We start from the raw sequence: 17,792 nt of genomic DNA, 5'->3' as shown, positions 1-17,792 counted from the left end.
GAGGCTAGCGTTCCGTTCAGGTGTTTCCCAGGGTATGCGGTCGGAGTGTCCGCGCATTACGCCGTGATCCGGCGCGGATTCCGTGCCCGATCAGGCCGTCCCGGTCACAGCCGGCCGGCGGCCTTGAGGGCGAGGTACCGGTCCGCGATGCGCGGCGGAAGCGCGTCGGGGGTGTCGGCGATCGCCTCACCGCCGGCGCGGCCGATCGCGGCGGCCACGACGGCCGCATCCGCCGCGGCCCGTTCGATCGCGGCGGCGCGGTAGACGTCCGCGGCGTCGGGGCGCTCGGGGAGCGGGTCGGCGTCGCCGGTGACCGTGCCGACGAGCACATGGGCGGCGCTCGCGAGCGCGGGGAGCGAGCCGAGGAACCCGCGTGCGGCCTCGGCGGCGTCCTGCGCGGTGAGCAGCACGACCAGGGACGGGCGCGAGGTGAGCGCGCGCACCTGCGCGAAGGCGGCGTCCCAGTCGGTGTCGATGAGCTGCGGCTCGACCGGGGCCATGGCGTCGACGAGGGCGGGGAGCAGTCCCGGCCCGTCGACGCGCGTGACTCTGGCGCGGATCACGCGGTCGAACATCAGCAGGTGGACGTGGTCGCCGGCGCGTGAGGCGAGGGCTGAGAGCAGCAGCGCGGCCTCCATCGCGGCATCCATCCGCACGCCGTCGCCCACGCGGGCGGCGGCGGTGCGCCCCGTGTCGATCACGATCACGACGTGCCGGTCACGCTCGGGGCGCCACGTGCGCAGCATCGTGGTGGTGGAACGCGCCGTGGCGCGCCAGTCGATCGAGCGCACGTCGTCGCCGCGCACGTACTCGCGCAGGCTGTCGAACTCGGTGCCCTGACCGCGCACCTGGACGCTCGTGCTGCCGTCGAGCTCGCGCAGCCGTGCCAGTCGCGAGGGAAGGTGGCGGCGGGCGGTGAACGGCGGCAGCACGCGGATCGCCCCGGGAGCGTCCAGGCGCGCCTGGCGTCCGGCGAGCCGAAGCGGCCCGTCCGAGCGCACCACCACGAAGGCCGAGCGCAGCTCGCCGCGACGGCGGGGGAGAAGCGGGATGCCGAGTGCCCGGGCCTCTCCGGCCGGGATGTCGATCCGCTCACGATCGGCCGGCGCACCGGCGGTCGGCTGCCACGCGTCACGCAGCCTGCCACGGATCGTCCGCGGACCGCCGTTGCGCACCACGAGCTCCGAGAGCACCGGCTGCCCGAGCAGCACGCGGTGCGGCATCCGGCGCTTCACCGTCAGGCGCCGTGGGTCGGGCGCCGCGGCCGCGTCGCCGAGCGCCATGACGACGCAGAGCACCGCCCACCCGGCCGCGACGAGCCAGGCGTCCGCGCCGGCGAGCGAGAGCAGCACGACGGGCACGGCGCCCAGGGCGACGAGGAGGGGGAGTCGACCGGTGACGTACATGCGGATCAGATGGGCACGCGGGTCTGCTGCAGCACCGAGCCGAGCACCGCGTCGACCGACACTCCTTCGAGCTCGGCGTCGGGCCGTAGCCGGATGCGGTGGCGCCACGTCGGCACGAGCATGGTCTGCACGTGGTCGGGCGTGATCGCGGGGTAGCCCCCCAGCCACGCCCACGCCTTCGCGGCGGCCAGCAGCGCCGTCGCGGCGCGCGGGCTGACGCCGAGCTGCACGGACGGGCTGCGGCGGGTCGCCTGGGCGAGGTCGACGACGTACCCGAGCACGTCGTCCGACACCGTGACCGACGCCGCGGCGCGCTGCGCGGCGCGGATCTCGTCGGCGATCGCCGCGCGCTGCAGACCGGCTGCGGCGAGATCGCGCGGATCGAAGCCGCTCGCGTGGCGGCGCAGCACCGCGAGCTCGGCGTCGCGCGCGGGCACCTCGACGATGAGCTTCAGGAGGAACCGGTCGAGCTGCGCCTCGGGGAGCGTGTACGTGCCCTCGTGCTCGATCGGGTTCTGCGTGGCCGCGACGAGGAACGGGTCGGGGAGCGGCCTCGTCACGCCGTCGGTCGACACCTGGCGCTCCTCCATCGCCTCCAGCAGCGCCGCCTGCGTCTTCGGCGGCGTGCGGTTGATCTCGTCGGCGAGCACGACGTTGGTGAAGACCGGGCCTTCACGGAACTCGAACTCGCCGGTGCGCGCGTCGTACACGAGCGATCCCGACACGTCGCCGGGCATGAGGTCGGGCGTGAACTGGATGCGCTTGGTGTCCAGCCCCAGCGCTGTCGAGAACGCGCGGACGAGCAGCGTCTTGGCGACGCCCGGCACACCCTCCAGCAGCACGTGGCCGCGCGCGAGCAGCGCGATGAGCAGGCCCGTCACCGTGCCGTCCTGCCCGACGACGGCCTTGCCGACTTCGACGCGAACGCGGTTCATGGCCTCGCGCAGAGCGGTGTCGTCGAGCGGCGCGGCCGGCGACGCGGCACCGTACGACAGTGCGCCGGGCTCGCCGAACGCGGTCGCGGCGGCGGCGCCTTCCGGCACCGCACCGTCGGGCGTCGGGGTCGCGGGGTGGTCCGTCATCGGGGGCTCCTCTCGGGGCGGACGGCCGCGTGCACGGCGTCCTCCATATCTCGCAGTCGGGTGCTCAGGGCGACGAGGTCGGCGTCGCTGCGGGGGATGTCGTCGAGCAGGATGCCGCGCACGGCCGTGCGGTCCGCGCCGAGGCGCCCGGCCGCGGCGTCGGAGATGTCGCCGGCGGCGGCGTTCGCACTGAGTCCGAGCAGCGCCGCGAGGCGCCGCAGCGTCCCGAGGCGCAGCCGGTCCGCGGCGTGCAGCGGATCGTGCGCCCGCGCGTACAGTCGGGCGCGGCCCTCGGTCGTCTCGGAGGCCCGCACGGTCACCGGCAGCCGCTCGGCGACGAGGGGGCCGAACCGGCGGCCGCGCCACACGCCGGCGGCGACGCCGGCGATCAGCAGCAGCACGATGACCGGGCTCACCCACGGCGGCGTGAGCTGGCCGAGGGTCGGGTCGGTGCCGGCGAGGTCGGTGTCTGCGGTGCTCGGCACGTACCAGACGACGAGTGGATGCCGCCCCATCAGGTTGGCGGCCAGCGCGGCGTTGCCGTCGTCGGCGAGGTGCTCGTTCGTGAAGAGCGCCCCGCCGTCCACCGCGGCGATGCGGTGGCCGCCGTCGTCCTGCACGAGCAGCCCGGATCCGCCGTCGACGCCGTAACAGCCGACGGCGTCGGGCCCCGGCGTGTAGAGCGCACCCGGGGAGATCGCACCGGAGCGCTCCGCCTCGGCCACCTCGCACCCCGGATCGACGGCGTCGCCCGGGGCGACCCCCGCCATCGCCGAACCCGGCAGCAGCAGCTCGAGGGTGCGCGAGCGCGGCTCGACCAGCACGACGTCGGTCGCGGCATCCACGAGCTCCGCGACGGCGTCGTCCGACAGGGCGGGGGAGTCGGGCAGCACGAGTGTCGCGGGAGCGCCCGCGAGGTCGGCCGCGGCGGCGGCGCGTGAGCGCTCGACCCTGACCTCGACGCCGTGGGAGCGCAGCACCTCGGCGAGGGCGCGGGTGCCCGTGGGCCCGGCGGACTCCGGGTCGAGGGCCTCGTGTGCGGCCCATTGGTTCGCGGCCGAGATCGCGCCGCCGACGCCGCCGACGACGAGCAGGGCCACCCCGATCGCGATCCACGCGCCGATGCGCCGCCGGCGCGACGGCGCCGGTACCGTGGGCGTGTCGTGGACGGAGGAGCCGGGGATCGTCGCTGTCACGCGGGCACCGCCTGGACGGGCCTCGCGGCGGCCACCTCGTCGTCGACCGACGCGACGAGCCGGTACACCTCGGCGGTGCCGGGGCGACGCAGGTAGCGCACATCGTCGAACGCGGCGGCGGCGGCTTCGAGGCGTGCGGCCAGCTGCGGGAACACACGAGCGGCAGCGCGGGCGAAGCCGTGCACCGTCGCTCCGGGCGGCGGGTCCACGACGCCGCGCTCGAAACAGCCGCGGGCGAGCGCGCGGAAGCGCAGCACGACCGCGGCATCCCAGTCGGAGACGCGGGCACGATCCTCCGCCGCGGCGCGGAGCGCTGCCGCCGAGCGATGCTCCGGCTCGCCGAACAGCAGCGGCGTGCGCGCGGCGGCGCGGCGCGTCACGCGCGGCATGCCCCACACCAGGAACGCCGCGACGATCACGATGACGACCACGACGGTCGCCACGATCGCCAGCACCGAGCCCCAGCCGCCCGACACCTGCGGGTCGAACAGCGAGGCGATGAAGTCGCCGATCGCGCGCGCGATCCGGTCGAACGGCGTCGGCTCGGCGATGTCATAGGCCGGCTTCGACAGCTCATCCTCGGCCCAGCGGCGCGCCTCGTCGCCGTCGGGCGTGAGCGGCGGCCCGTCGTCGGACGCCGCCAGGACGGCGCTCAGCGCGCGGGTCAGGACCACGGCGAACCGCGGTCGGCGTCGGGCTCGGTAGCACCCGGAGCCGCCCAGGTCGTCGGCGACGGCGGGGCGGGCTCGCCCTGAGGCGGCGCGGGCTGCGCGGAGGAGGCCGCCTCCGGCACCGCGTCCCCGCTCCGGGCGGGGTAGACGCCCTGAGCCGGGTACGCGCCCTGGGCGGGGTATGCGCCCTGAGCCGGGTACGGCGCATACGCCGGGTACCCCGGCGCGTACCCGGGGGCATAGCCCGGTGCGCCTGCCCAGCCGCGCGGTGCGATCTCGCGCCCGACGTGCTCGCGGTACGGGTCGGCGAGTGCGGTGACGCCGGCATCCCTTCGCTCGACGTACGCGAGCAGGTCGAGGTCGAGACCTTCGCGACGCATGCGGCAGTCGATGTAGATGAGCGCCGTGGCGGTGGACTGCACGACGACGGCGACGGACTGCAGCAGCAGCGTCACGACCTGCGTCAGCAGCGCGGTGACGATCAGGCCGATGATGGCGGTCGGCTCGTCGGCGCCGGTCGGGGCAATGATCGTGGTGAGACCGGCCGAGAGGAACCCGAACGGCAGGCTCACGACCTGTCCGATGGCGCCGAAGATGACGCTGATCACGAGGACGATGCCGAGGACCGGCCAGAACCGGCGACGGGTGAGCGTCCACGAGCGCGACAGCGCCTGCAGGATCGTCGCGTGCTCGACGATGATCGCCGACGGGACCAGCAGCAGCTTGATCATCAGCCACCACGTCAGCGGGATCGCCGCGATGATCAGCAGGATCGTGAGCACGATCGCGGCGGGCGGCGCGACGACGGCGATCCCCACGATGCCGAGGACGACGATCGCGATGAGCGCGCCCACGGCGAGGACCACGAGCAGCGAGTAGCCCACGAGGCGCCACGCGATGGGCCTGAGCTGGCGCCACAGGGCGCCGAGGGTCAGCTTCTCGGCGACCGCCGCGTGGGTGACCTCGAGCACGACGATGCCCTGCACGATGACGCTCAGCGCGCCGGCGGCGAGGCCGAGCACGAATCCGGTGACCGCGACGAGTCCGATCGAGCCGGCGAGCACGGTGTTGTACTCCTCGGTGCCCTCGACCAGCGTGTCCAGTCGCGAGAACGAGGCCCACATCACGCCGGCGACGGCGAGCAGCACGACGAGGTAGGCGATTGTCTGCACGACGAGGGCGAAGCCGAGCAGCACGCGCGGGTTCTGCCGCAGCGCCGAGAACGACCGCCCGAGGATCGTGCCGAACGTCAGCGGATGCAGCGGGATGATCCCGGGGCGAGAGGCCGGTGTCCAGGCCGGATACGCGGTCACGAGGTCCCCTTCCGTCGGCTGCCGCGCTGCCGGGCGCGGCGGTGCGGGTCGCTTGCGTCCCATCGTTCCACATCGCCCGCCCGCCCCGCCGCGCCCGTCACGCCGGTCCGGTCGATCCGGAATTCGGAGAGGCCTGGGCTTTTCGGATTCCCCGGCCGCCGGCATCCGGAAACCGTGTGAAAGTCCGGTTCTCGGATCGCGAGGCGATGCGGAACGGATGCCGCAACACCGGCCCGACGCGCGGTTCGGCCGCTCTCCAGGGTGCGTCGACTACTCTGTGGGGAGCGCATGGGGAAGGCGAAGGCTCTGCCCGTGCCTGGAGAGAAGGAACGAACGCGCGCGATGACTTCACGCATCCTGGTGGTCGACGACGACACCGCCCTGGCCGAGATGATCGGCATCGTGCTGCGCACCGAGGGATTCGAGACCGTCTTCTGCGCCGACGGCGCCCAGGCGGTCGAGGCCTGGCGCACCGAGCGGCCGGATCTGATCCTGCTCGACCTGATGCTCCCCGGCATGGACGGCATCGAGATCTGCACGCTCATCCGCGCCGAGTCCGGCATCCCGATCATCATGCTCACCGCGCGCACCGACACCGCCGACGTGGTCAAGGGCCTGGAGTCGGGCGCCGACGACTACATCGTGAAGCCCTTCAACCCGAAGGAGCTCGTCGCGCGCATCCGCACCCGCCTGCGTCCCGCGGCCCAGCCGGCGGGCGACACGCTGCGCATCGGCGACCTGACCGTCGACGTCGCCGCGCACGAGGTGCGACGGGGCGACGCGCCCATCGCGCTCACTCCGCTGGAGTTCGAGCTGCTCGTCGCGCTCGCCTCGAAGCCGCAGCAGGTGTTCTCGCGCGAGATGCTGCTGGAGCAGGTGTGGGGCTACCACTACAAGGCCGACACGCGCCTCGTGAACGTGCACGTGCAGCGCCTGCGCGCCAAGGTCGAGAAGGACCCCGACAATCCCAAGATCGTGACGACGGTGCGCGGCGTGGGGTACCGCGCCGGCGCCGTCGTCTGAGCGCACCATGACGGCCCCGATCACGGGGGTGAACGCGACCCGCACGCCCCTGACCGGTTGGCGGCTGTGGCGTGCGTGGCCGGGCAACATCGCGGCGCTGTGGCGGCGGTCGCTGCGGTTCCGGACGCTCCTGGTGACGATCGGCCTCACCGTGCTCGCGGTGGTCGTGGCGTGCGTGTGGATGGCGCTGCAGATCCAGAACGACCTGTACACGTCGCGGCAGGAGCAGGTGCTCGGCGACGCCGAGCAGGCGCGTTCCGCCGCGCAGCGCACCCTCGACGCGGCGGTGCAGTCCGAGGCCGTGCAGATGCAGAGCGTGATGACGCTCGCCTTCACCGCGCTGCGCGACCAGTCGTCGGCGCAGATGATCGCCGCGTACCGCATCGGCCCGCCCGTGGCCAACGCGCCGCAGGACTTCTCGACGGCCGAGGGCGTGATCGATCCGCTCCTGACGCCCGCGATGCGCGAGCAGGTGCGCAACAACCCGGAGCGGCAGATCTGGCAGCCGATCGCGCTGCCCGACGGCGACGGCGGCACGACCCCGGGCATCATGGTCGGCCAGCAGCTCGACATCCAGGGCGTCGCGTCGTACGAGCTGTACCTCGCCTACGATCTCGCGAACGCGCCGCAGACCCTCGGTTTCGTGCAGGGCACGCTGTGGATCGTCGGCATCGGGCTCGTGCTGCTCATCAGCGGCATCGCGTGGTTCGTGCTGCGCTCGGTCACCACGCCCATCAGCGAGGCGGCCGATACGAGTGCTCGTCTGGCCGCCGGCCAGCTCGACGTGCGCCTGGAAGTGCGCGGCGAGGACGAGCTGGCGACCCTCGGCCGCTCGTTCAACGCGATGGCCGACAGCATGGAGTCGCAGATCAAGGAGCTCGCCGACCTGTCGCTCGTGCAGCAGCGCTTCGTGTCGGACGTGTCGCACGAGCTGCGCACGCCGCTGACGACGATCCGCCTCGCCGCCGACATGATCAACGACCAGCGCGAGGAGTTCGACCCCGCGACCGCGCGGGCCGCCGAGCTGCTGAACGCGCAGGTGCAGCGGTTCGAGGTGCTGCTCACCGACCTGCTCGAGATCAGCCGCTACGACGCGGGGTCCGTGCAGCTCGAGCTCGAGCCCACGAGCCTCGCTCACCTCGCCGAGGACGTCATCGGCTCGATGCAGCAGCTCGCCGACCAGCACGGCTCGGACGTGCGGCTCGTCGCCCCCGGCGGATACTCCCCGGTCGACATGGACGCCCGCCGCGTGCGCCGCATCGTGCGCAACCTGCTCGGCAACGCGATCGAGCACGGCGAGGCGCGCCCGATCGTCGTCACCGTCGACAGCAACCAGCAGGCCGTCGCGATCGGCGTCCGCGATTACGGCATGGGCATGAAGGCCGGCGACGTCGAGCACGTGTTCGACAGGTTCTGGCGGGCCGACCCGTCGCGCAAGCGCACCATCGGGGGCACCGGCCTCGGGCTGTCGATCGCCCTCGGCGACGCGAAGCTGCACGGCGGCGAGCTCGCGGTATGGTCTGAGCTCGGCCGCGGCACGAACTTCGTGCTCACGCTGCCGCGCAAGGCCGAGGCGGCGCTGACCGGCCAGCTGCCGATCCCCGTCGACCCGGGTGACGACGTCGGCCCCGGGCTGGAGGAGCTCGGGCTGACCGAGCCCATCGAGCTTCCGCGTCCCGGGACCGGGGACGTGGATGCCGGCGGCCCAGGAGGAGCGTCATGACCCGGAGCCGCGGCATCCTGGCCGTCATCCTCGCGCTGTGCGCGGTGCTCGTCACCGGCTGCGCGGGCTTCCCCGACAGCGGGTACATCCGCTACGGCCTCGCGACCGGCGAAGACACCGGCGGGTCGCAGACGGTGACGTTCATCCCCAACCGGCCGCAGCCGGGCGCGACGCCGGAGCAGATCGTCGAGGGCTTCATCGACGCAGGATCGGGCCCGGGCGTCGACGGCGGCTGGGCTGTCGCACAGGAGTTCCTGGCACCCGAGCTGAAGGACGTGTGGAACCCGAGGGCCACCGTCAGGGTGGACGAGCGCTCGGAACGCGACTACGCCGAGTCGGACGCCGATGAGGGCACTGTCACGTTCTCGTACGAGTCCATCGCCGACGTCGACGACAACGGCTCGTACCATCGCGCGGAGCTGCCGGCGAACTCGCAGGAGTTCCGCCTGGCGAAGCAGGCCGACGGCGAATGGCGCATCACGGCGGCACCAGACGGCATCTGGCTCGACGAGGGCCAGTTCCCGCAGGTGTTCCACCGCTACTCGCTGATGTACTTCGACCCGACGTGGCAGTACCTCGTCCCCGACGTGCGGTGGTTCCCGGTGGTGAAGGCGCCGACCTGGATCTCGGTCGCTCTCGTCAACGACCCGAAGAGCGAGTGGCTCGCCGAATCCGTGAAGTCGGCGTTCCCCGACGGGGCCACCGCCGTCGCCTCGGTGCCGGTCGACGAGAGCGGGGTCGCGGTCGTCGACTTCGACGAGGACTCGCTGCTGAGCGCGAACTCGACAGCGCTCGACCGCATGGAGACCCAGCTGCGCGAGAGCCTGCGTGCCGCGGGCGTGTCGGACGTCGTGATGCGCGTGAACTCCACGCCGGTCGACGCGTCACCCGTCGCCGTGCGGTCGACCCGTGTGCCGGCGGCGCCCCTCGTGCTCACCGAGGACGGCTTCGGCTTCCTGTCGGGCGACGAGATCAACCAGATCGCCGGACTCTCGCCGGCCATCGTCGCCGCGGCACCGACCTCGGTGCAGGTCGGTGCCGAGCACGATGTCGCCGCTGTCACGCTCCCGGGCGGCGAGGTCGCGCGCATCACCTCGGGCTCCGATGCCACGGTGCTCGACAACCGGGCGGGGCTCGTGGATCCGACGGTCGACGACTTCGGCTACGTCTGGAGCGTGCCGAAGGACCAGCCCGCGGCACTGCACGCGTATTCGCCGCAGAGCACCGACGCCATCGACGTGGCCGACGCCTGGCCCGACGCCACCGCGGTGAGCGCGATCGCTCTGTCGCGCGACGGCACCCGCATGGCCGCGACCGTCACCTCGGGCGGACGCACCGTGCTGTGGGTGGCCGGCGTCGTGCGCGACGCCGACGGCGTCGTGCCGGTCAAGCTCGGACCGTCGATCCCGCTGGCGATCGTGGGCGGTCCGGCCGAAGGTGTCACCTGGATCGACGACGCCACCGTCGGTGTGCTGGCAGCGGGCGACGACGCGGCGATCGTCGTCGAGCAGCCGGTGGGCGGTCCGACCGTCACATCGTCGGCGACGAGCGGAATGACCTCGATCGCCGGCGGCACCGGCATCTCGAGCCTCCGGCTGCGCGCCGACGACGGCACCCTGTTCGTCAAGCGCGGCACGGCCTGGCAGCCGACAGCCACCGGCGTGCTCGTGCTCGCGACGCAGCAGGGCCAACCGCAGTAGGCTTCCTCCCCAGGCCGCCGGCGGGCGGCATCCGTCCACAGATCGCGCGTGGACGAGGGGATGCCGCCGCCCGCCGCCGCAGGCTGGGCACATGCCATCCGCCCTCCTGCTCACCGTTCGATCGGCCTGTGCGGACGCGCTGGCGCTGCTGCTGCCGGTGTCGTGCGCGGGCTGCGACGAACCGGACGTGGTGCTGTGCGAGCGGTGCGCGCTGCTGCTCGCTCCGACGCCGCGGCGGCAGGTGATCGATGCGCCGGGCGGCAGCATCCCGGTGTGGAGCGGGCTGGCGTTCGACGGTGTCGCGGCGCGCGTGGTGCGCGCGGTCAAAGAAGAGGGGCGCACCGGGCTCGTGCGCGCCGTGGCGCCCGCCCTGCGTGCCGCGCTGGAGTGCGCCGAGACGGGACTGCCGGGGGCGGTGGCCCTCGTGCCGATGCCGACGTCGCGTGCCGCGTACCGGCGTCGCGGCTTCCGGCTGCCCGAGCTTCTGCTGCGCCGTGCCGGGCGCCGAGCGACCCGGCCACTGCGTCACGCCCGCCGCACCGGGGACCAGCGCGGGCTCGGACGCGACGCCCGCCGCCGCAACGTCGAGGGCAGCCTCGTCGCCCGCGGCGACCTCTCGGGGATGCGGGTGCTGCTGGTCGACGACGTCGTGACGACGGGTGCGAGCCTCGCCGAGGCGGCCCGCGCGCTGCGGTCCGCGGGTGCAGAAGTGCTCGGCGCGGCGACGGTCGGCGCCACGCCGCGGCGGTTCGCACGTCTCGGTGAACGTGGACCGGACACGTTCCAAACTCACAGGTGACAGACCCGGAACGCGCGGCTACGGTGGGGGGCACAAGGCGACTGAAGGTCCGCCCTTGACCGGGAGGACCGGAACAAGGAGGTCAGGGGATGGAAACCAGCATCGTCGGCGTGGGAGTGGGTATTTCGGATCGCTTCCGCTCGGTCGTCGAAGAGAAGGCCACCCGCATCGCGACCCTCGCTCCGCGCGCGCAGCGCGTGGACATCAAGGTCACCCACCGTGCCTATCGCAACGGGCGCCCGGGTGACGAGACGGTGGAGCTCACCGTCGACGGCAGGGGACCGGTCGTCCGGGCCGAGGCCACGGACGGCGACAAGTTCACCGCGCTGGACCTCGCCGTCGACAAGCTGTGCGAGCAGCTGCGGCGCGCGAAGGACAAGCGCGTGGATGCCCGCAACCACCCGCGCGGCGCCAAGTTCGAGAAGGGCAGCGGCGCGATCGAGGGCATCGATCTGCAGCCCGCGTCTGCCGACGTCCTGCGTGCCGTCGCGACCGGCGAGATCCCCATCATCACCGGCAACGAGGAGGAGGAGGGCTACTCGCCCGTCGTCATCCGCACCAAGGAGTTCCAGCCCGAGTGGATGGCGGTCGAAGAGGCCGTCGACCGCATGGAGCTGGTCGGCCACGACTTCTTCCTGTTCATCGACGTCCGCACCGACCACCCGAGCGTGGTCTACCGGCGCAAGGGGTGGGACTACGGTGTCATCTCGCTGACGACCCAGGCGCAGCCCGAAGAGCTCGCTTCCTGATCGGCATCCGTCGGGCGCGGCCGCAATGGCCGCGCCCGACGCGTGTGTCCGGGGCGGTCCCACCGCTGCCGACAAGAGGTGTTCTGGGCAGGGCGGAAGGATGCCGGGGCTCAGGATGCCGGCAGCGGCCCGACCGCCTCGAGCGCGGGAATCCGGCCGCGTTCGATGTGGGCGTAGGCGATGGCGGCGGCGAGGTCGCCGTTGCCCGACAGGATCGCGTCGTGGAGGGCCCGGTGCTCGCGCAGCTGGTCGGGTTCGCCGGCGCTGCTGGTGCGGCGGAAGATCCACTCCATGCGTCCGAGCATCGGCTGGAGGCTGCGTGCGAGGAGCGAGTTGCCCGAGAGCTCCACCACTTCGGCGTGGAACGTCAGGTTGAGGGCGATGCCGTCGCGGTCATCGCCCTCGGCGAAGCTCGTCTCGGATGCCGCCAGCAGCCCGGTCAGGCGGTCGCACGGAGCGCCTCCGGCGACGCGCAGCGCCGCCTGCCGTGCCGCGAACGGCTCGATGCACAGCCGCGCGTCGAACAGCTCCGCGATGTCGTGAGGGCCGACCGGCGAGACGACGGCGCCGCGGCGGGGCGACGCCTGGACGAACCCCTCGGATTCGAGCCGGTGCAGCGCCTGGCGCACCGGGACGCGTGAGACCCCGTAGCGCTCCGACAGGTCGCGCTCCTTGAGCCAGGTGCCCGGTCGCAGCTGGTCGGCGACTATGTCACGCAGCAGCGCCCCGTAGACGCCGTCGGCCAGCGCCTCGGCGCCCTCGTCGGTCGTGGGGATCGTGGTCATTCGTCCTCCGTGAGCGTGGCGTCCGCGATCGGGTATACGGGCGGGAACAGCTCGCCTGCGGTGCCACGGTAGCGGTCGCGCTCGCCGTAGGCCTCTCGCATCGTGTCGAACAGCGCCTGCATGTCGCGGCGCACCTCGGCGAGGTCGATGCCGGGGATCTCTCCGTCCCGCATCACGACGCGTCCGCCCACCATCGTGAGGCACGCGTCCCGCGCCGTGCCCGCGAGCACCAGGGTCCGCAGCGGATCGTCGACGGCGCCCATGCGCACATCGTCCAGGCGGAACGCCGTGAGATCCGCGGTCGCGCCGACCGCGATGCGGCCGAGATCGGGGCGATGCAGGGCCGCCGCGCCGCCGAGAGTGGCGGCATCCACGTACGCGGCGACGTCGCCGGCGGCGGTGTCGCCGTGCTGCAACTTGGCAGCTGAGACGCCGGTGTCGATGCCGCGGACGAGGTCGGGCGGGAAGGAGTCGGTGCCCAGCGCGAACACGATGCCGGCGTCGCGGTATCGCGAGAGGGTGACCAGCTCGGAGCCGTAGCGGGCGTTCGTGAGCGGGCAGTGCACGATCGCGACGCCGGCCGCGGCGAGGCGGGCGAGGTCGCCGCGGTCCTCGCCGTGCACGCGCGGGTTCACGTCGATCACGGTGCCGTGAGGCACGATGACGCGGTCGTGCAGCAGTCCGTGCGCCGCGAGGTGCTCCAGCGGCGTGCGGCCGTACGTCGCCTGGATGTAGCTGCGCTCGAACTCTCCCTGCAACGCGTGGATGCGCACGAGCGCGCCGCGCTCGTCGGCCGCCGCCGCGGTGGCAGCCATGAGCGCGGGGGTGAGCGTCTCGATGCGGCAGGGGAGGAACACGCCCGTCAGCAGCGGGTCGTCGAGGTCGCGGATGCCGTCGACGAAGCGGATCGCATCGTCCAGGCCGTCGCGTCCGGCCTGCTCGTCGAAGCGGACATCCCGGCGGCCGTCGGCGGTCACCACGCCGACGCCGGAGCGATAGGACGGACCGAGGAACCCGCGCAGGCCGAGCCGGCGGGAGAAGTCCGCCATGGCGAAGAAGTCGTCCGCCGACTCCGCCCACTCCGAGTGCACCTCGGAGGCGATCGGCATGTAGCTGGTGATGCCGTGGAGGGCCAGCTGCACGAGAGCGACCTCGCGCACCCGCCGCCGCTCGGCCTCGGTGAAGACATGCCGGCGCCGGTCGAAGTAGTCCTCGGACCACGTGAGCCGTTTCGCCTGTGCGGCATCTGACCACGAGTCCAGCAGGAGGTGGTCGACGTCGGTCAGCGCATCGAGGTCGATGAGGCCCGGCATGAGCACGGCCGGGCCCAGCTCGATGCGCTCGTCCACGCGGTCTGCCGTCGCCGGGGGAGAGGATGCCCGTGGCCCGACCCACACGATGCGGTCCTGGTCGACGAGCACGGCGCCGTCGCGCAGCTCGGTGTGGCCCGTGCCGTCGAAGGCGATGACGTGGTCGGCGGTGAGGAGGGTGCGCATGGGTGAGGACTCCACTGGTATCCCAACAGGACATAGAAGGGCTGATGGACTCGACTCTAGCGACCTCCATGACAGTTTGGTATACCATGAGAGGATCCAGCCGCGATGGGATGCGGCATCCATTCGTCATCGAAAGGCACCAGACGTGATCATCCGGAACGTGCGACCGTGGGGCGCAGAGGCCTCTGACATCGTGATCGAGGGCGACCGCATCGTCGCCATCCGTCCGCACGACGCCGCTGCCGCTGCCGGTGCGACCGACATCGACGGCCGTGGGCGCCTCGCGATCCCGTCGTTCAGCGATGTGCACGTGCACCTCGACTCGTCGCGCATCGGTCTGCCGTTCCGTGCGCACACCGGTGCGCCGGGGGTGTGGGGCATGATGCTCAACGACCGGAACAACTGGCGCAACACCGACGTGCCGCACGCCGAGATCGTCGCCGGCACGCTGGAGCAGATGATCGCGAAGGGCACCACCCGCGTGCGCACCTACGCGCAGGTCGACGTCGACTGCAAGCTCGAGAAGTTCGACTCGGTCATGGCCGCCAAAGAGAGGTTCCGGGGCCACGCCGATGTGCAGGTCATGACCTTCCCGCAGGCCGGCATCCTGCGCGAGGAGGGCACCGTCGAGTACCTCGAGGAGTCGCTCAAGCAGGGCGCCGATGTGATGGGCGGCATCGACCCCAGCCAGCTCGACCGCGACCCCGTCAGGCACCTCGACATCGTGTTCGGCCTGGCCGAGAAGTACCAGGTCGAGGTCGACATCCACCTGCACGAGCCCGGCGCGCTCGGCGTGTTCAGCACCGAGCTGGTCCTGGAGCGCACGCGTGCCCTGGGCATGCAGGGCAAGGTGACGATGTCGCACGCCTACGACCTGGGATCGGTGTCGGATGCCGTCAGCCGCCGCCTCATCGACGAGTTCGCCGAGCTCGACATCGCGATGGCCACCATCGCGCCGTCGACCTCGAACCACCTGAAGCTCGTCGACCTCGTCGATGCGGGCGTCCGCGTCGGCCTCGGCGAAGACGGTCAGCGCGACTACTGGAGCCCCTACGGCAACTGCGACATGCTCGACCGCACGTGGCAGCTCGCGTTCGTCAACGGCTTCCGCCGCGACGATCACATCGAGCTCGCGCTCGCCGTGGCGACCATGGGCGGCGCGTCGATCATGAGCCACGGGTCCCCGCGGGTCGCGGGTGTCGGCGACCGTCCCGGCGTCGCCGTGGGCGACCGCGCCGACCTCGTGCTCGTCGAAGGCGAGACCCCCACGAGCGCCGTCATGGACCGCAGCGCCGACCGCACGGTGCTGCACGACGGTCGCGTCGTCGCCGACGGCCTGCGCGTCGTCGGACTCTGATGATGCGGGTGCCGGCGGTCCACGACGCGACCGAGGCCGCGGCCGGCTCGGCAGCGTCGGTGGGTGTGGTGTATGCCGCACCCTCGCGTGCCGCCCGCGCCCTCGGCCTCGCGGCCGTGGTGCTGGTCGGGGTGAACCTGCGCCCGGCCATCACCTCGGTCGCGGCCCTCCTCGACGAGGTGTCGACGCAGTTCGCGCTCGACCCCCTGGCCGCCTCGGTGCTGGTGACCCTTCCGGTGATCGCGCTGGGCGCCACGGCGCCGCTCGGTCCGTGGCTCGCCCGCCGCTGGGGAGTGTCGTGGGCGCTCGCCGCGACGATGGCCGCCCTCGCGGCGGCGCTCTCGCTGCGGGTGATCGGCGCGGCCTCGCTCCTGGTGGGCACCGTCGTCGCGGGCGCGGCGATCATGGCCGCCAGCACCCTCGTGCCGCAGTATCTCAAATCGCTCGGGGCGAGCGGACTGTGGGTCGGCATCAGCACGATGTCGTTCGGCGCCGGTGCGGCAGCCGGCGCGGGGCTCACCGCACCCCTGTACGCCTGGTTCGGCGATGATGCGCGCCTCGCACTCGGCGCGTGGGCGGCGCTCGCTGCGGCGGCGGCCCTCGCCATGGCCGCGGCCGCACGGGGCTCGGGAGGCCGGGGTGCGGGTGGCTCGGGTCCGGGTGGACCGGGTGCGGCGGCCGGCGGTTCCTCCGAACGCCCGCGTCTGGCGGTCCCACGTGGTGCGGGGCGCACGATCGCGCTCGTCACGACAGTCTTCGCCCTGCAGGCGCTGCTGTACTTCGCGGTGACGGCGTGGCTGCCGCGGCTCGTGATCGACCGTGGCGAGTCCACCGCGACCGCGGGGTCGCTGCTCGCGTGGTTCAGCATCGTCGGGCTGCTGCCGACCCTCGTCACCCCGATCCTGGCCCGCCGTCCGCGCGTGCTGGCCTGGTTCGGCCCCGCGATCGGCATCGTGGTCGCGGCGGGCTACGCGTGGCTGCTCGTCGCCGACCCCTCGCAGTACGTCGACGTCGTCGGCCTGCTCGGCGTGTTCCAGAGCGCCGCGTTCGCGCTCGGCATCAGTCTCATCGTCAGTCTGTCGGCCAACCCCGCCTCGGCGGGTGTCGTGTCGGCGGTCGCCCAGGGCGTCGGCTTCGCCGTGGCCGGTGTCGGCTCGCTCCTCATCGGCCTGCTGCACGACGTGTCGGGCGGCTGGACCGTGAGCTTCACCGTGATGGCCGGCATCGCGCTGGCGCTGAGCGTCGCGGTGTGGGCCGTCGCCCGTCGTCCGCCCGTCGACCTGGTGGCCAGCGAGCGGTGATCGCGCGCTGACGCGGCCGGGGGTCGGGTCCTGCGTGACGACGGCTCGTCAGCTGCGCAGGAACAGCTTCGCGATCGCGTCCTCGCGCACATCGTCCAGGGCTGGATCGAGCCGGTCGTGCGCGGCGAACTGGCTCGCGCCGTGCAGCAGGCTCCACAGCAGCTCGGCGCGGACGGCCCGGTCCCGTTCGTCCTCGCCGCCCACGGCTCGTTCGAGCATCGCGAATCCCTCCCGCAGGGTCGCCGGGGTGTCGCTCGAGGCGAACGCCACACTGGTGTGCGCGGTCGACATCGCCTCGTACGCGGCGGGGTGCGCGCGCGCGAAGCGCAGGTAGGCCGAGATCACCCGGGTGAGCGCAGGCCCGGGATCGTCGTCGGGCCCGGGTGAGCGCATGACGTCGGCGAGGTCGGCGTACCCCTGCACCACGACCCGCGCGACGATCTCGTCGCGGCCGCCGGGGAAGTGGCGGTACAGGATCGGCTGGCTCACTCCGATCGCGTCCGACAGCCGGCGCACGGTGACGGCGGGCCAGCCGTCCGCCTCGGCGATCTCGCGAGCTGTCGTGACGATGCGGAGCTCGCGATCGCGGAATCGCTCTGCCTCTTGCGCTGTCCGTACCATGTCGCTATGTTAGCACCGCTAACTGTTAGCAGTGATAACACCAACGTATCGGGAGACGGACATGGACATCATCATCGGCCTCAGCGCCACCATCGCGATTCTGGCCCTCGCGGTCATCTTCGGCACCGACGTGGTCGCGGCCGTGGTGTTCCGGCCCGTCTACGCCGAGATCGACGACCGCAGCCTCGTGCAGGTCACCGGCCGCGGCCACTACTACGGCGATCGGCGGCTCCCGGTCGTCGGCATCCTGGGCACGGTGCTCACGGCCGTCGTCGCCGTGCTCTCACTGCTGTGGGGGACGCCCTTCACCGCGGCGGCCTCAGGACTGGCCCTGCTGCTGCTCCTGGTGTGGCTGACGCTCTTCGCCCGCATCTCGGCGCCCATCAACAAGCAGCTCACGAAGGCCGCGCTCGCCGACGAGGTGCCCGCGGATGCCCGCGCGCTGCAGGCCCGCTGGGAGTCGATCATCCCGCTGCGCGCCGTGCTCCTCGGTCTGTCGATCCTGCTCCTGTGCGGCACGATCCTCCTCGGCTGACGGTCGCGGACCCGGATGCCTCGGCGCAGCGCATG

16 protein-coding genes are annotated in these 17,792 nt (G+C 72.7%); 8 read left to right on the top strand and 8 right to left on the bottom strand.

Translation table 11 applies throughout. From position 1 onward, the window contains the following. Window positions 1-104 precede the first annotated feature (104 nt). The 5 genes from ABEA46_RS18845 to ABEA46_RS18825 are packed head-to-tail and all read right to left on the bottom strand — an operon-like array spanning window position 105 to window position 5,668. The gene (locus tag ABEA46_RS18845; RefSeq protein ID WP_345546754.1) at window positions 105-1,406 is read right to left on the bottom strand and encodes a DUF58 domain-containing protein; all 1,302 of its coding nucleotides are present in this window, start codon (window positions 1,404-1,406) and stop codon (window positions 105-107) included. 5 nt (window positions 1,407-1,411) lie between these two features. Beyond that, entirely contained in the window at window positions 1,412-2,488 is a 1,077-nt protein-coding gene (locus ABEA46_RS18840; protein WP_425563224.1) for an AAA family ATPase, read from the bottom strand. Further along, the gene (locus ABEA46_RS18835) at window positions 2,485-3,684 is read right to left on the bottom strand and encodes a DUF4350 domain-containing protein (protein ID WP_345546752.1); all 1,200 of its coding nucleotides are present in this window, start codon (window positions 3,682-3,684) and stop codon (window positions 2,485-2,487) included. Before ABEA46_RS18835 ends, ABEA46_RS18840 begins: the two co-directional genes overlap by 4 nt. Then, window positions 3,681-4,358: a DUF4129 domain-containing protein gene (locus ABEA46_RS18830; protein WP_345546750.1), complete on the bottom strand. Its 678-nt coding sequence runs from the start codon at window positions 4,356-4,358 to the stop codon at window positions 3,681-3,683. The genes ABEA46_RS18835 and ABEA46_RS18830 overlap by 4 nt, the downstream gene beginning before the upstream one ends. Then, window positions 4,349-5,668: a DUF7847 domain-containing protein gene (locus ABEA46_RS18825; RefSeq protein WP_345546749.1), complete on the bottom strand. Its 1,320-nt coding sequence runs from the start codon at window positions 5,666-5,668 to the stop codon at window positions 4,349-4,351. The genes ABEA46_RS18830 and ABEA46_RS18825 overlap by 10 nt, the downstream gene beginning before the upstream one ends. Before the next feature lie 342 nt (window positions 5,669-6,010). Between ABEA46_RS18825 and mtrA the strand changes: the two genes are divergently transcribed. The 5 genes from mtrA to hpf all read left to right on the top strand — a co-directional run bounded on the left by mtrA (window position 6,011) and on the right by hpf (window position 11,662). Next, on the top strand, window positions 6,011-6,691 hold the full coding sequence (mtrA, locus tag ABEA46_RS18820; RefSeq protein ID WP_345546748.1) for an MtrAB system response regulator MtrA: 681 nt from the start codon (window positions 6,011-6,013) through the stop codon (window positions 6,689-6,691). A gap of 7 nt (window positions 6,692-6,698) precedes the next feature. After that, window positions 6,699-8,414, top strand: a complete 1,716-nt coding sequence (gene mtrB / locus ABEA46_RS18815; RefSeq protein WP_345546746.1) for an MtrAB system histidine kinase MtrB — start codon at window positions 6,699-6,701, stop codon at window positions 8,412-8,414. After that, the gene (locus ABEA46_RS18810) at window positions 8,411-10,114 is read left to right on the top strand and encodes an LpqB family beta-propeller domain-containing protein (protein ID WP_345546744.1); all 1,704 of its coding nucleotides are present in this window, start codon (window positions 8,411-8,413) and stop codon (window positions 10,112-10,114) included. The genes mtrB and ABEA46_RS18810 overlap by 4 nt, the downstream gene beginning before the upstream one ends. Before the next feature lie 91 nt (window positions 10,115-10,205). After that, window positions 10,206-10,913, top strand: coding sequence for a ComF family protein (locus ABEA46_RS18805; RefSeq protein ID WP_345546742.1), 708 nt, complete (start codon window positions 10,206-10,208; stop codon window positions 10,911-10,913). 89 nt (window positions 10,914-11,002) lie between these two features. Beyond that, window positions 11,003-11,662, top strand: a complete 660-nt coding sequence (gene hpf, locus ABEA46_RS18800; RefSeq protein WP_345546740.1) for a ribosome hibernation-promoting factor, HPF/YfiA family — start codon at window positions 11,003-11,005, stop codon at window positions 11,660-11,662. Between the two features lie 110 nt (window positions 11,663-11,772). On the opposite strand, the gene ABEA46_RS18795 is transcribed toward hpf, so the two are convergent. Together ABEA46_RS18795 and ABEA46_RS18790 are read right to left on the bottom strand one after the other, a co-directional pair. Beyond that, window positions 11,773-12,447, bottom strand: a complete 675-nt coding sequence (locus ABEA46_RS18795; protein ID WP_345546738.1) for a GntR family transcriptional regulator — start codon at window positions 12,445-12,447, stop codon at window positions 11,773-11,775. Continuing rightward, window positions 12,444-13,943 carry a chlorohydrolase family protein gene (locus tag ABEA46_RS18790; protein WP_345546736.1) on the bottom strand — a complete coding sequence of 500 codons (1,500 nt, stop codon included), beginning with the start codon at window positions 13,941-13,943 and terminating at the stop codon, window positions 12,444-12,446. The genes ABEA46_RS18795 and ABEA46_RS18790 overlap by 4 nt, the downstream gene beginning before the upstream one ends. Before the next feature lie 145 nt (window positions 13,944-14,088). On the opposite strand from ABEA46_RS18790, the gene ABEA46_RS18785 reads away from it, so the two are divergent. Both ABEA46_RS18785 and ABEA46_RS18780 read left to right on the top strand, forming a co-directional pair. After that, window positions 14,089-15,300: an amidohydrolase family protein gene (locus tag ABEA46_RS18785; protein ID WP_345546734.1), complete on the top strand. Its 1,212-nt coding sequence runs from the start codon at window positions 14,089-14,091 to the stop codon at window positions 15,298-15,300. An 8-nt stretch (window positions 15,301-15,308) separates the two neighbouring features. Beyond that, the gene (locus tag ABEA46_RS18780; RefSeq protein ID WP_345546732.1) at window positions 15,309-16,601 is read left to right on the top strand and encodes an MFS transporter; all 1,293 of its coding nucleotides are present in this window, start codon (window positions 15,309-15,311) and stop codon (window positions 16,599-16,601) included. Between the two features lie 48 nt (window positions 16,602-16,649). On the opposite strand, the gene ABEA46_RS18775 is transcribed toward ABEA46_RS18780, so the two are convergent. Next, window positions 16,650-17,222, bottom strand: coding sequence for a TetR/AcrR family transcriptional regulator (locus tag ABEA46_RS18775; protein ID WP_345546730.1), 573 nt, complete (start codon window positions 17,220-17,222; stop codon window positions 16,650-16,652). 61 nt (window positions 17,223-17,283) lie between these two features. On the opposite strand from ABEA46_RS18775, the gene ABEA46_RS18770 reads away from it, so the two are divergent. Beyond that, window positions 17,284-17,757, top strand: coding sequence for a DUF1772 domain-containing protein (locus tag ABEA46_RS18770; protein WP_345546728.1), 474 nt, complete (start codon window positions 17,284-17,286; stop codon window positions 17,755-17,757). Window positions 17,758-17,792: the final 35 nt, after the last annotated feature.

The sequence above is a fragment of the Microbacterium jejuense genome (assembly GCF_039544225.1).
In the GTDB taxonomy this organism is placed as follows: Bacteria; Actinomycetota; Actinomycetes; order Actinomycetales; family Microbacteriaceae; genus Microbacterium; species Microbacterium jejuense.
Note: the sequence above shows the minus strand (reverse complement) of the source record. Positions and strands in the feature narration are given on the sequence as shown.